Source organism: Flavobacterium endophyticum (assembly GCF_003634455.1).
In the GTDB taxonomy this organism is placed as follows: domain Bacteria; phylum Bacteroidota; class Bacteroidia; order Flavobacteriales; family Flavobacteriaceae; genus Flavobacterium; species Flavobacterium endophyticum.
Window position 1 is genome coordinate 103,612 of the sequence record NZ_RBLC01000002.1, and the last position, 12,022, is coordinate 115,633.

General features: G+C 44.8%; 14 protein-coding genes. 7 read left to right on the plus strand and 7 right to left on the minus strand.

The annotated features are described in order from the left end of the window. Positions 1-47: 47 nt before the first annotated feature. Both CLV94_RS10055 and CLV94_RS10060 read left to right on the plus strand, forming a co-directional pair. The gene (locus CLV94_RS10055; protein ID WP_121376364.1) at positions 48-1,232 is read left to right on the plus strand and encodes an MFS transporter; all 1,185 of its coding nucleotides are present in this window, start codon (positions 48-50) and stop codon (positions 1,230-1,232) included. A gap of 57 nt (positions 1,233-1,289) precedes the next feature. After that, complete coding sequence (locus CLV94_RS10060) at positions 1,290-2,198, plus strand: SDR family oxidoreductase (RefSeq protein WP_121376365.1); 909 nt, start codon at positions 1,290-1,292, stop codon at positions 2,196-2,198. A gap of 124 nt (positions 2,199-2,322) precedes the next feature. Here the strand turns inward: CLV94_RS10060 and CLV94_RS10065 are convergent, their stop codons facing one another. From CLV94_RS10065 to CLV94_RS10080, 4 genes are all read right to left on the minus strand, one after another. Then, positions 2,323-2,784 carry a hypothetical protein gene (locus tag CLV94_RS10065; protein ID WP_121376366.1) on the minus strand — a complete coding sequence of 154 codons (462 nt, stop codon included), beginning with the start codon at positions 2,782-2,784 and terminating at the stop codon, positions 2,323-2,325. 89 nt (positions 2,785-2,873) lie between these two features. Then, positions 2,874-4,004 (minus strand): chromate efflux transporter, encoded by a 1,131-nt coding sequence (chrA, locus tag CLV94_RS10070; RefSeq protein ID WP_121376367.1) that lies wholly within the window; start codon positions 4,002-4,004, stop codon positions 2,874-2,876. A gap of 254 nt (positions 4,005-4,258) precedes the next feature. Beyond that, the gene (locus tag CLV94_RS10075) at positions 4,259-4,891 is read right to left on the minus strand and encodes a class I SAM-dependent methyltransferase (RefSeq protein ID WP_121376368.1); all 633 of its coding nucleotides are present in this window, start codon (positions 4,889-4,891) and stop codon (positions 4,259-4,261) included. Positions 4,892-4,926: 35 nt separating this feature from the next. Next, the gene (locus CLV94_RS10080) at positions 4,927-5,283 is read right to left on the minus strand and encodes a winged helix-turn-helix transcriptional regulator (protein ID WP_121376369.1); all 357 of its coding nucleotides are present in this window, start codon (positions 5,281-5,283) and stop codon (positions 4,927-4,929) included. Positions 5,284-5,407: 124 nt separating this feature from the next. On the opposite strand from CLV94_RS10080, the gene CLV94_RS10085 reads away from it, so the two are divergent. Beyond that, positions 5,408-6,202, plus strand: a complete 795-nt coding sequence (locus CLV94_RS10085) for an SDR family oxidoreductase (protein ID WP_121376370.1) — start codon at positions 5,408-5,410, stop codon at positions 6,200-6,202. 20 nt (positions 6,203-6,222) lie between these two features. Further along, the gene (locus CLV94_RS10090) at positions 6,223-6,546 is read left to right on the plus strand and encodes a nuclear transport factor 2 family protein (RefSeq protein ID WP_121376371.1); all 324 of its coding nucleotides are present in this window, start codon (positions 6,223-6,225) and stop codon (positions 6,544-6,546) included. 53 nt (positions 6,547-6,599) lie between these two features. Here the strand turns inward: CLV94_RS10090 and CLV94_RS10095 are convergent, their stop codons facing one another. Continuing rightward, a complete protein-coding gene (locus CLV94_RS10095) occupies positions 6,600-7,118 on the minus strand; it encodes a DUF1801 domain-containing protein (protein WP_245982529.1) in 519 nt (172 codons plus the stop codon). A gap of 66 nt (positions 7,119-7,184) precedes the next feature. On the opposite strand from CLV94_RS10095, the gene CLV94_RS10100 reads away from it, so the two are divergent. After that, a complete protein-coding gene (locus CLV94_RS10100; protein WP_121376372.1) occupies positions 7,185-7,715 on the plus strand; it encodes a hypothetical protein in 531 nt (176 codons plus the stop codon). Positions 7,716-7,763: 48 nt separating this feature from the next. Here CLV94_RS10100 and CLV94_RS10105 read toward each other — a convergent pair whose 3' ends face one another. After that, positions 7,764-8,813 carry a glycosyltransferase family 9 protein gene (locus tag CLV94_RS10105; RefSeq protein WP_121376373.1) on the minus strand — a complete coding sequence of 350 codons (1,050 nt, stop codon included), beginning with the start codon at positions 8,811-8,813 and terminating at the stop codon, positions 7,764-7,766. A 231-nt stretch (positions 8,814-9,044) separates the two neighbouring features. Beyond that, positions 9,045-9,947 (minus strand): T9SS type A sorting domain-containing protein, encoded by a 903-nt coding sequence (locus CLV94_RS10110; RefSeq protein ID WP_121376374.1) that lies wholly within the window; start codon positions 9,945-9,947, stop codon positions 9,045-9,047. Between the two features lie 229 nt (positions 9,948-10,176). Between CLV94_RS10110 and CLV94_RS10115 the strand changes: the two genes are divergently transcribed. Then, complete coding sequence (locus tag CLV94_RS10115) at positions 10,177-10,542, plus strand: hypothetical protein (RefSeq protein ID WP_121376375.1); 366 nt, start codon at positions 10,177-10,179, stop codon at positions 10,540-10,542. A gap of 56 nt (positions 10,543-10,598) precedes the next feature. Next, a complete protein-coding gene (locus tag CLV94_RS10120) occupies positions 10,599-12,017 on the plus strand; it encodes an aminotransferase-like domain-containing protein (RefSeq protein WP_121376617.1) in 1,419 nt (472 codons plus the stop codon). Positions 12,018-12,022: the final 5 nt, after the last annotated feature.

The window sequence follows — 12,022 nt, forward strand, 5'->3', positions numbered from 1 at the left end:
CTATCCTCCCTGCCTAATTTTGTACCCGAAAGTTTAATTACAATAATATGGATACAATCATCAGCGGGGATACTACCAAAACCTCTTTTTATGCCGCGATCGCTCCGATTATCTTATCGGTATTCGCAATCTACCTTACCATCGGAATAACGCTGGGCATACTGCCCGGCTACATACAAAACAGCCTAGAATTCGGGAGCGTTACCGTGGGTATCGTTATAGGACTGCAAGCCTTGGCAACGTTATTGACAAGAGCCTATGCAGGCAAGACGACCGACACCAAAGGCGCAAAAGTCAGCACCCGTTTGGGGACCATTCTTACGACAACGACGGGCATCTTGTACGTTGCCTCTACCTTTTTTATGTCAAACGTATCTTTGGCGCTTGGGATTATCTTGGTCGCAAGGATGATTCATGGCATTGCCGAAAGCCTATTTCTTACCGGAGCCTTGACTTGGGGAATCGGCTTGGTGGGAGCCCAAAAATCAGGACGGGTAATGACCTGGAACGGTATTGCCATGTATGCCGGAATTGCGATTGGCGCGCCTTTGGGCATCGGAATGACAAAAATCTTCGGGATTGAAAGCGCCTTTGCTACCCTCGTGCTTTTGTCGATCATCAGCTGGCTTATTATCAAAAAGCTTCCTACCCTATCTGTAGACCTAAGTCATGTTCGCACGCCGTTCTACAAAGTAATCGGCAGCATTGCCGGACAAGGATTGGCGCTGGCCTTTTCATCGATAGGATTCGCTTGTATTTCGTCTTTTATCGCGTTGTTCTTTGTCCAAAAACAATGGGGCGATCCTTCGCTGGCCTTTGTCTGCTTTGGGGTTTCGTATGTGCTTGTCAGGGTCTTTTTTTCTTCGTTTCCTGACAAATATGGAGGACTTAGGGTGACCTTGTTCTCGTTACTGATCGAAATCCTTGGACAGCTTTTAATCGGATTCTCTACTTCAAAAGTGATGGCCATAGCAGGATGCAGTTTGACAGGCGCAGGATTCTCGCTCATATTTCCGTCGTTGGGCGTTTTAGCGATAAAAAAAGTGAATCCGCAAATGCGCGGCACCGCTTTAGGAGCGTATGCAGCCTTCTTCGACTTGTCGCTTGGAATCGCCGCTCCTATTGCCGGATTTGTAGCCAGCTGGTTCGATTACCAATCCGTTTATATATTCGGCGGAGTCAGCGCGCTGCTCGCCATCGTTGTCTTATTGCTTGGAAAGAACAAAGCCTAAATCGGCACGAACGTGCTTTATTACTCTCAAATATCCACTAATCAAAAAAACATACAAATGAAAATAGTCTTAACAGGTTCTCTTGGAAATATCGGAAAACCACTCACACGCGAACTGGTACAGAAAGGACATTCGGTTACCGTTATCAGCAGTACCCTTGAAAGAAAAAAAGAAATCGAGCAGCTGGGCGCACTAGCCGCTATCGGCAGCATGTTTGACACCGACTTCTTGGCCGCTGCCTTTACAGGAGCCGATATCGTTTACCTTATGGAAACTATGGAGGCGGCCGGAGATCTATTCGACAAGGAAGTCGATTTTATCAGCCGCATTACAGAAATTGGCCGCAACTATAAAAAAGCCATCGAGCAATCTGGCGCACAAAAAGTCGTGCACCTGAGCAGTGTCGGCGCGCATACAGACACCGGAATCGGCATCTTGCTTTTTCACCATAACGTCGAAAAGCTCTTGCGTCAATTGCCCGAAGCCGTTTCCATCAAATTTATCCGTCCGGTCGGATTTTACATCAATATGTTCTCTTTTGTGCAGACCATCAAGTCGAAAGGTTCCATCATTTCAAACTACGGCGGCGATACGAAAGAACCGTGGGTATATCCGACCGATATCGCCAGCGCGATAGCCGAAGAAATAGACCGTCCGTTTGATGGAAGAACTGTGCGTTATGTCGCCAGCGACGAAGTGGCTCCCAACGAAATCGCCAAGGCCTTGGGCGAAGCCATCGGCAAGCCCGATTTGCAATGGCAGGTCATCTCAGACGAACAGCTGCTCGACAATTGGCTGCGCATCGGCTTTAATCCTCAAGTCGCCCACGGTTTTGTCGAAATGCAGGCCAGCCAGGGTAATGGCTCGCTCTATGAAGACTATTACCGCAACAAGCCGGTCTTGGGCAGCGTAAAGCTGGCGGAGTTCGCGGCAGAATTTGCGAAAGTTTACAGTAATCTTCTCTAGCTATGAGAAGCACAGAATCAATACGTTATAATAGGCTACAATAGGCTCTCGTATCGTATGTTTCTAAACAGAAAAACCTGATGCAATGCATCAGGTTTTTTTTATCTGCTTGTGCGAGGCTTACTTATTTGCCTTTTTTTCCATGTCCTTTTCCTTCACCATGTCCTTTGGCTTTGCCTTGCGCCTTGTTATTACCTTTTCCAGGCTTAGCGCCGATAGTCTTTTGTGGTTTTCCCTTATAGCCTTTGGCATATTTTATTTTATGGGCTTTAAAATTTGCATAGGGAGCATTGCCTCTGTAATCTGTCAAAACAACCTTGTAGCCGCCATAAAGATCGTAGTTTCGATACGCCACAGGCAGTGTCCTGCCATGAATCCATTTACCCTTGCTGATATAGATATAGTCAGAGGTCTGTATGTCATAATAGGTTTCAATATCGGGAATATAATAATAACGGACATCTGTATAGCCGACAGGCCCCCACGCCGGAGGGTTTCCTATGTTCACATTGACATTTACCTGAGCTTGAGAAATCGCAGATATCAAAAGCAACATACCAAAAATTAATCTTTTACTACTTTTCATAAGCCAAAATTTTAAATTACTACTGTCCCGTTAGGAATTAAATTAGAAATCTGGAACTAAGATACGACATAATAGTATATGGCATTTATTTAAAATTGATATAATACAAAGCCCAGCAAAGCGCCTCCCAATACAATCAGTGCACTATTGATATTCTTGAAGCGGAATACGACAAAAGCACTGCTAAGGGCAATAATAACGGTATCCGAATCATAAATTGTTTCTCTGCCCATTGCAAGGCATACTGAGGCTATGATGGCTACAGAAGCGACATTTACCGCATCAAGAAAAGCGGATAGCATCTTGGACTGGCGTATTTTTTTCATCAGGGGATTGAGCAGTGCCACAAATATAAATGATGGGAGAAATATTGCAATGGTAGATACTGCGGCTCCCATGAAGCCGTTAATTTGGTAACCAATAAAAGTAACAGATGAAAAAACGGGACCCGGCGTAAACTGACCTACAGCAATAGCATCCGTCAATTGCTGCCTACTCAATAACCCTGTTGCTACTAATTCAGTATCTAAAAAAGCAAACAATACATAACCGCTTCCATACAAGATAGCGCCTATTTTCAGAAAGATGAAGAACAATCGGATAGTTGTATCGGAGAATAAGCTACTGCCGCTTAGCTGTAAAAACAGAAACGGTGCAACGTTTTGTAAAGTAGATGTCTTTCTGCTTGCGAGAGAATAAAACACGACAGCCAGCAAGCCAGCCCCAAACATAAGGTAAATTTCATTGATATTGAACAGAGAGGCTGTCAGTACCCCGATACCAACAATTACTAAGAATAGTGATTTTAAGGATTTCCTTGCCAACGGATAAACTGCTCCGATAATTACTGCAATAATCGCAGGCTTGATACCATAAATAAAAGGCTGCACTTCAGGCAATTGTCCGTATTGTTGGTATAGAAAAGCAAATATACCCGTAATGAAAACAGCAGGAAGAATAAAGCTCAGTCCTGCCGCTAGCAAGCCTTTCCATCCTCCCTTCTCATAACCAATGTGTATAGCCATCTCGGTACTGTTGGGTCCGGGTATAAGATTGGTAGCACCGAGCAAGTCTAGAAAATGCTGTTCGCTCATCCATTTTCTTTTCAATACGACTTCTTGCTGCATCATAGCAATGTGCGCTGCAGGACCGCCAAAGCCAATAAAGCCCAATTTTAGAAATAGCTGTATGATTTTTTTTATACTGACTTTAGCTTCCATTGTCTCTTTTCTTACCTGTGGAATATGCCGTCTTTAGGCATGCTAAAATAACTATAAAAGCTATAATAATTGTCTGTGCAGATTGTACTTTTTACTTTGATAATAATCGAATAGATAAACCAAGACTGCAAAATTGTCATCTTGCTTCTTTGGTAGTGCAACTGCTTTCACAATACCTTATTATTGTCTTTCTTATTTAAAAAGAAGCCTTCAAAATCAACGATCTTGAAGGCTTTTTTGCTACGGATTATCTTCTAAAGCTGACCCGCTTCTTTCTTGCATTTGATCAAGAAGAACGGCTGGTTTTCCTGAATCTCACTAATTTCAAACAATCCGGCCTTGCCAAACTCAGCATGGATGGATTCGGTATCATAAAAGAACAGCTGTGCTCCTGCAAAGATTTCATAACGGTCTTTGCTCACAAGAGTTCCCTGTCCATAGGTAGGCGCTTCTTTCGAGATTACCGTAAAGACCATATAGCCATTGTCTTCTAGCTGGTTGTAGCAGTCCTGAATCAGCTTTTCTCTTTCGTGCGTATCTAATAGATGGATTAGGGCATAACAAAATACGCCGTCGTATTTTTTGGCATCAAAAGGCATATCGGTTACAGAACCATGGTGGATGACCATATCCGTTCCGTAATGCTTTCTTGCCATTTCGATAGCCGTTTTTGAAATCTCTATTCCGGTTACGGTCATGCCGCTGTCTTTGAAAATCTGGGCATTCCGTCCATAGCCGATTCCGGGTATCAGGAGGTTCTTTACGCCTTTTTCCACAAAGAAATCTTTTGTCGCTACTGCCGACTTAGCAGGCTCAAAGCCCCACATCTCCTGCTTTTCTTCAAAAGCGGTTTCCCAAAACTCTGGCTTTCCAGTTTCGTCTGTCATCTTCTATTTGCTTATATGATTCATCCTACAATGTACTATAAATTTCTTTTCAAGATAACTTCCCTCAGTCGTTCTTCGTGCTCGTCTCCCCATTGTCCCAAAGTGGCAATAACAGGAATCAAGGTCTTGCCGAATTCGGTAAGGCTGTATTCTACTTTTGGCGGAACCACGGGATAGATCTTTTTTGTAATCAATTCGTGTTCTTCCAGTTCTTTAAGCTGCATCGTCAGCACCCTTCGGGAAGCGTCGGGAATTTTGCGTTGCAATTCGCTGGGGCGCTTATGCCCTTCATTGATAAACCATAGCAAACGGACTTTCCATTTGCCATACAGTACCTCGCCTATCAGGTCAAGGCCGCAGTTTAAACTCAACGGGATCTTTCTTTCATACATACTACAAAAATAATCCATTGTCTCAAGCTGTACAATATAGGATAAATTTATCCCTATGCAATTCGTTTTTCCGTACTTGTACAAACTGATTGTATGTCCCAACTTTGCACTAAACAAATGTAAAATGGAACACGAATTTAATTTCAACAATGAGTTGTCAGGCAAGATTGCCTTGGTGACTGGCGGTACAAAAGGTGCCGGAAATGCTATTGCAAAACGACTGCTACATGCAGGCGCAACAGTAATCATCACGGCGAGAAATGCGCCCGAAACAGCAAACGAAAACCTGCATTTTATTTCGGCAGACCTGAGCAAGCCTGAAGGAACGCAAAAGGTGGTAAACGAAGTTTTAGGAAAATACGGCAGGCTCGATATTCTTGTAAACAACCTAGGCAGCTCCGAAACACCGAGCGGCGGTTTTGCCGTATTGGATGACGAGGCTTGGGAAAGTACGATACAAGCAAATCTGCTTGCTCCTGTGCGCCTAGACAGAAAGTTTTTGCCGCAAATGATCGAACGCAAAGGCGGCGTTATTATCCACATTGCTAGCATACAGGGCAAATTGCCTTTGTATGATTCTACTTTGCCTTATGCAGCGGCAAAAGCAGGATTGATAAACTATAGCAAAGGATTGTCTAACGAAGTTGCGCCAAAAGGCGTCCGCGTATTGACCGTATCGCCAGGCTGGATCATGACGACAGCATCAACAAGAATGATAGAACGGATTTCGGCAAGTTCCAATCGATCTATAGAAGAAGCCGCGCAAAGCGTAATGGACGCACTTGGAGGCATTCCTTACGGCAGGCCAGCACAGCCAGAAGAAGTAGCAGAACTTGTCGGTTTTTTAGTTTCGCCGCGAGCGAGCTATCTGACCGGAACCGAATACATCATTGATGGCGGTACCCTCCCGACAATTTAATAACTCTAAAAAATAAAATCATGAATTTACCCAATAGTATCCTTGAATTAGTAAAGGCGCAAAACAACTTCGATAGTATCGCCTATGCCAACTGTTTTGCAGAAACAGCTACCGTTTTAGATGAAGGCAAGGCGTATACTGGAACGATTGAAATTGAGAAATGGATTGCTGAAGCGAACCAGAAATATAAAGCCGTCATGAAACCGATCGGTTATACGGAATCAGGCAGCTCAAGTATTCTGACAACAGAAGTTTCGGGCACATTTGAAGGAAGTCCGCTTATCCTGAATTATCATTTTGAGATTATCGACGGACTGATCCAGTCGTTGGAAGTAACAGCTTAAGAAAATGCGAATCGGAATGCTTGCTCTTTTGCTCTTCGCGTTCGATGCTGCTTTTACTTTTTATCCAAAGAAGCGGCAATCATTCCTTTCAGTACATCCAAATCAACATCAGCTAGCTTGTTGATATAAAGACAGCCTACGCCTGTCTTATGCTTGCCGAGTTTTTTAAGAGTCTCGGCGTGTTCTGCTATGCCTACGTTGATGTATAGAGACAGATTGGCCTTGCGCGGCGAAAAGCCTATCTTGAGCCAATCTACTTCTCTTCCTGTGGCAGCGCTCTTGTATCTTTTAGTACCAAACCCGATGAGGGAACTGCCCCATAAGACAGGTTCTTCTCCGCTCGCCTCTTTCATCATTTCTAAAATCACAAAACTATCTTTTCGCTTTTGCTCCTCCGGAATCGTATTGATAAAATCTTCTACGCTTGCCACGGTTGGTTTGGTCTTGATTTCTGCCAGTTTTGATTTTTTCTCAGCCATCGTACATCGTATTTGGGTTGTTTCTGTAGTATCCAGCGCAAGAGCCGCTCGTTTTTGTAAAGATAAGAATATGCCGATTGTTATTTTGAACATCCTAAAAAATTTAGTAACTTCACTATACCATCCCCCTTTGATTAGAATACGCAAAAGGAAAAGATTATGGAAAAACTAAATAAGGCCGTTCTTTTTTTGATGATCACGCTCTCGTTCTTTTCTTGCGGCAAGCAGAAAGCAGCGGATTTCAGAAAGGCCATCCTTCAAGAAAAACAGATTTCACACATTCTCATTCACGAAAAAGGCTCCGAATCCCGCAAGCTGGACTATCTCATACAGCATGATTTCAACAAAGCCTTGTCTGTTGTAGACACGCAGGAAACTGAATTTGACGCCATCATCAAGCAGATCGAAACGCTCCAGCCTGATGATCTGACTATGGGACAGCAGCTGAAGCAGACAGCCATCGGTTATTACAAATCCTTAAAAGAACTGCACTTGTACTCCAGACAAGAAATAGCACAGGAAATCACAATCAAAAATGCCAAAGGCGAACAACTGGATAAGGAATTAGACCGCTTGCTCGAGCTTTCTAAAGAAAAACGAAAGCTGTACCAAAACGTGTATGAAGCAGAACGGTTATTTTCGAATGCCATGCGCAAATTCAATGAAGCGAACGATCTGGATCCGGCCTAGTTTATATAGCGTACCGATTTATATTGTCAGGAGAGACTTATCCCTTCCCTAACCGATACGGCTCCTGATAAGGGCAAGGCATGCCTCAATTCCAATCTCCTCTGTATTGACACCGAGGCTATTATTTCCATAAGGCTGGTATGTAGTACTATCCGTAACCGAAAAAAGTCCTATCGTTGGTGTCTGCACCGAACTAGCCAAATGCATGATACCGCTGTCTGCCCCTACAAAAACATCGGTATTGGCTATGACAGCACCAATTTCTCGTACATCTTTGCTGTAGAATGCCGGAGCTTGGAAAGAAATCTGCGAGACCTTTTCGATAGGCAGTATTTCAAGAATATTGCACTCCGGAAATGCTTGCTTTAGGGCCTCGTAAAATTGAGCCCACCAATCGCACGAATAACATTTATGTCCGGTCGCATACGTAAAGAGGGCTATGGTCTTCTTGCCGTCTCCGACTATATTTTGTACGATGCCTTTGCCTTTCTCCAACTCAGCAGTGCTTAATTTAAGATCGAGCAACGGAACCGCCCCGCTTCGTTCCGGAAGGCCGCAATGGAGCAGGAAATCACGGAAATAATAGACTGGAAACTTGGCCATGTGCTGCGCGTTTTCATACCGAGAAGCAATCAAGCCTCCTTCGTCATTGCCAAATAGCTTGTACTTTCCTCTGGCAATCCAAGTGGCCAGCCTTCCTGACGAGGAATAGCTGACAACATTGATAATCAGGTCGTAGCGCGTCCTGCGAATGGCCGTCCATTTTTGAAAGTACTTAAAAAGGCTCTTGAAGGGCTTCTTGGGCAGCTTGATCGTATGATCGATAGCATCATAATTCTCGAAAAGTATCGGAGCCAGATTTCCTTTTACCATAAGGTCGATCTTGCAGTTTGGAAAGACGGCTGTGATTTCCTGCACCAGCGGCGTGACCAAGAGCAGGTTTCCCAAACGTCCGTTAGGCCTGCAGACCAACACCTTTTCAATCTTGATGTCTTCAGGAGTCTCCTTTATTTTAGGATAGCTGCAGCTCCCGATATTTTTGGTAAGGCCTTTCATAAAGGCCCTGCGCCTGCGGTTTATTTTTTTTAGAATACCCATGTCTGTCTCATTGAGAACCTTATAAGTTATTACATATTTATGGCCTGCACGATAAGCCAAAACAGCGGTTGTAATATCTTAAATTCCTACTGCAGCAAGTCTCTGTTTATATAATTAAATTGTTAACTTATTTCGAGCCTGAACCAAGCTTTTTGAAAAGAAACCAATCCGCATAAAAAAATCCCGCTGCTTTCGCAAAGGGATTTCGTATTTCAAAAGGTTGGTAAAACCTTATTGCTTTACAAATCGTTTAGTAGCGGCCGTGCCGTCTTCCATACGAAGTTTTAAAAGATACACACCCGAAGCCAGATCGTCTACCGACACTTTGTTTTGTTCTACGGCTGCCGAACGTACCAGCTGTCCGGTCAGGGTATAAATTTCGCCGGCAGTGGCCTTATCTTCAGATCCGATAAAAAGATTGTCGGTTACCGGATTTGGATATATCGCAATACGGCTTGCCAAACCATGCTCGTCAACTCCTAACGTAATGCCGTTCAAGACAATCTGCGGACGCGTTCTTTTGGCTTGCACCGAAGTAGCTGTCGTAGTTCCCGTATAGCTTAGAGGCGGATTTAGCGGATCGGCATTCTCCGCTGCCTGATCCGTCCTGATCATTAACGACGTTACATCTGTTGTCGCAGCAGCTTGATAGAATTTTATCGTATTTCCGTCATCGCCTGCTTTATTGGCATCTACTGTAATCACCAAGTTATCCGTTCCATTATAGGAAAACGGCGTGTCAAACGTAAACCTAAGCGTCGTACCCGTCAGCGTAAAAGAACCGTTGGTCAGTACGTGCGAATGGCTGGCCACGCTAATCCAGTCCGCACCGGAAGCGCCGACTACAGGACTGTAGGAAGCTCTTGAAGTATGGCCTACCCATACATCAATCATCGTATTGGTATTGGCCAGCGAGCCGGTAGTGTTTAGCATGAAATCAATCGAAGTGATCGTTCCTGCCGTACCGATTTCAGAAGCAAAATAAATAGTCTGAGACAATGAAGTCGAATAATAAATCGAGATAGGCGTCGTGAGTCCCGCATTGCTGTCTACAAGAGTCCCCGAACCGATCGGAACCTGCCCAAAAGAGAATGTGCTTGCTGTAAGTGCAAATAAAAGTAAAGTTTTTCTCATAATTTATAACTTTATTGTTAATATGATATAAATATAACATAATATATAGAATAATTTATCTATAAAGACAATAAGTATCTTAATAACTTATGATGCCGATAAAGTAGCAACCAACCAACTGCCTCACTGCAGTTGTAGCCTCTTATCTGTACCCATTAAAAAACATATTTCTGTATCTGTAACCAAACCTGCCGTCTTCCTAACTTTACTAAACCAAATACGTACAGTCATGGAAACCTCTTTAGAATACCAAGAAACACTGCAATTTGCACAAGTGTATATTACCGACATGGAAGCGCTGAAAAAAATCTTTCTTCAAGCCTTCCCGCTAGAACACGATATTACCGCTGCTTTTGGCGTCCCTTTCCTGCTGGCCAAAAAAGAAGATCGCATTGTTGCCTTTGCGAGCCTCGTGCTCAATGCCAAGGGAGCAATCGATTTTGAGGTGTACAATAGTCCTGATATGAATGCAGACGAAAAAGGAATCTTCGTATCTTTCGTGTCCCGCTACCTCAAAGAAAAAGGCACCGGCAATTATAGCGATCCAGAACAATTAAAAGACAGTATTTGCAGGGTATTGAAATGGCTCAACTAAGCCCAGATGCCCAACGCACAAGCACATCCTATTATCGCCCAAAAAACAACAAGCCCATGCAGCGCAAGGAAACACTCTACCTGAAAATAGCCAAGATTATCGAAGAACAGATCCAGAACGAGACGCTGCTTCTCGGCGACAAGCTGCCATCGATACGCAGCGTGCAAAAGCTCCATAATGTCAGCATCAATACCGCCAAGCAAGCCTACCTCGAGCTCGAAAGTCGCTCGCTGATTGAATCGCGTCCCAAGACAGGCTATTACGTCAGCAAGACCTCACAGCGAAAACTGGCCCTGCCCTCTGTTACGGCTATAGCCGATGCTGGAAAAGGCAAAACCCCAGAAGACCTTATCAGCAAGGTCTACGATACTATTGCCAAGCCCGATGTGACCCAATTTGCCTTGGGACTGCCCGGCAGGAATTTCCTGCCATTGGCCAAGCTCAACAAAGGAGTCATCAAGGCCATACGCAGCCGAAGCGACAGCGGTACCGATCTAGAACCGGTGCAAGGCAGCGAGCACCTGCGCCGTGAAATCGCCAAATGGTCGCTGGTCTTAGAAGGCAAAGTAACCGAAGATGACCTTGTCATTACTTCGGGCGCCATGAACGCCATCTATCACGCCCTGATGGCAGTTACCAAGCCCGGCGACTCGGTGGCCATAGAAAGCCCAGCTTATTTTGGCATCTTGCAGGCCATAAAGCTGCTCGGACTGAAAGCAGTAGAGCTTCCGACCCATCCCGTCTATGGCATCGATCTGGATGCCTTAAAAAAAGTACTGCCTGCGATCTCGGCCTGCTGCTTCGTGACCAATTTCAACAATCCGATGGGTTTCCAGATGCCCGACGAAAACAAAAAAGAACTCGTGCGGCTCATCACCGCCTATAATGTCCCGCTGATTGAAGACGACATCTACGGCAACCTTTATTTTGGAGCCGAACGCCCTAAGCCCTGCAAGTTTTATGACGAAGCAGGACTGGTGCTCTGGGCCGGATCGGTTTCCAAGACGCTGGCACCCGGCTACCGCGTGGGCTGGATTGCCCCTGGGCAGTTCAAAGACAAGATCATACGCCAAAAGCTCGTGCAGACCGTATGCAATCCGTCGCTCTATTCCGACGTCATTGCTGATTTTCTGGAACACGGACGTTATGACCACCACCTGCGTATGTTTCGCAATAAGCTTTATGCCAACTACCTGCAGTTCCAGCGTGCCGTAGAAACTTATTTCCCGGACAACACCAAGATCTCCCAGCCCAAGGGCGGCTTTATGCTGTGGCTGGAACTTGACAAGAGGATCTGCACCGAAGACCTGTATGATGCCGCCGGAGCCATGAATATCAATTTTGCGCCCGGCAGGATGTTCTCCCAGCACGACCAATACAACAACTGCATGCGCCTTAATTATGCGATGGAATGGAACGACCGCGCAGAAGAAGGCTTGCAGAAGCTCGGCAAGCTTGTGAAAAACAGTATTTAAGTTGC

Coding starts and splice junctions, on each gene's coding strand:
- CLV94_RS10085 (WP_121376370.1), top strand. CDS start 5,408: ATGGAACACGAATTTAATTTCAACAATGAGTTGTCAGGCAAGATTGCC.
- CLV94_RS10080 (WP_121376369.1), bottom strand. CDS start 5,283: ATGTATGAAAGAAAGATCCCGTTGAGTTTAAACTGCGGCCTTGACCTG.
- CLV94_RS10060 (WP_121376365.1), top strand. CDS start 1,290: ATGAAAATAGTCTTAACAGGTTCTCTTGGAAATATCGGAAAACCACTC.
- CLV94_RS10090 (WP_121376371.1), top strand. CDS start 6,223: ATGAATTTACCCAATAGTATCCTTGAATTAGTAAAGGCGCAAAACAAC.
- CLV94_RS10095 (WP_245982529.1), bottom strand. CDS start 7,118: ATGTTCAAAATAACAATCGGCATATTCTTATCTTTACAAAAACGAGCG.
- chrA (WP_121376367.1), bottom strand. CDS start 4,004: ATGGAAGCTAAAGTCAGTATAAAAAAAATCATACAGCTATTTCTAAAA.
- CLV94_RS10075 (WP_121376368.1), bottom strand. CDS start 4,891: ATGACAGACGAAACTGGAAAGCCAGAGTTTTGGGAAACCGCTTTTGAA.
- CLV94_RS10105 (WP_121376373.1), bottom strand. CDS start 8,813: ATGGGTATTCTAAAAAAAATAAACCGCAGGCGCAGGGCCTTTATGAAA.
- CLV94_RS10115 (WP_121376375.1), top strand. CDS start 10,177: ATGGAAACCTCTTTAGAATACCAAGAAACACTGCAATTTGCACAAGTG.
- CLV94_RS10100 (WP_121376372.1), top strand. CDS start 7,185: ATGGAAAAACTAAATAAGGCCGTTCTTTTTTTGATGATCACGCTCTCG.
- CLV94_RS10110 (WP_121376374.1), bottom strand. CDS start 9,947: ATGAGAAAAACTTTACTTTTATTTGCACTTACAGCAAGCACATTCTCT.
- CLV94_RS10055 (WP_121376364.1), top strand. CDS start 48: ATGGATACAATCATCAGCGGGGATACTACCAAAACCTCTTTTTATGCC.
- CLV94_RS10120 (WP_121376617.1), top strand. CDS start 10,599: ATGCAGCGCAAGGAAACACTCTACCTGAAAATAGCCAAGATTATCGAA.
- CLV94_RS10065 (WP_121376366.1), bottom strand. CDS start 2,784: ATGAAAAGTAGTAAAAGATTAATTTTTGGTATGTTGCTTTTGATATCT.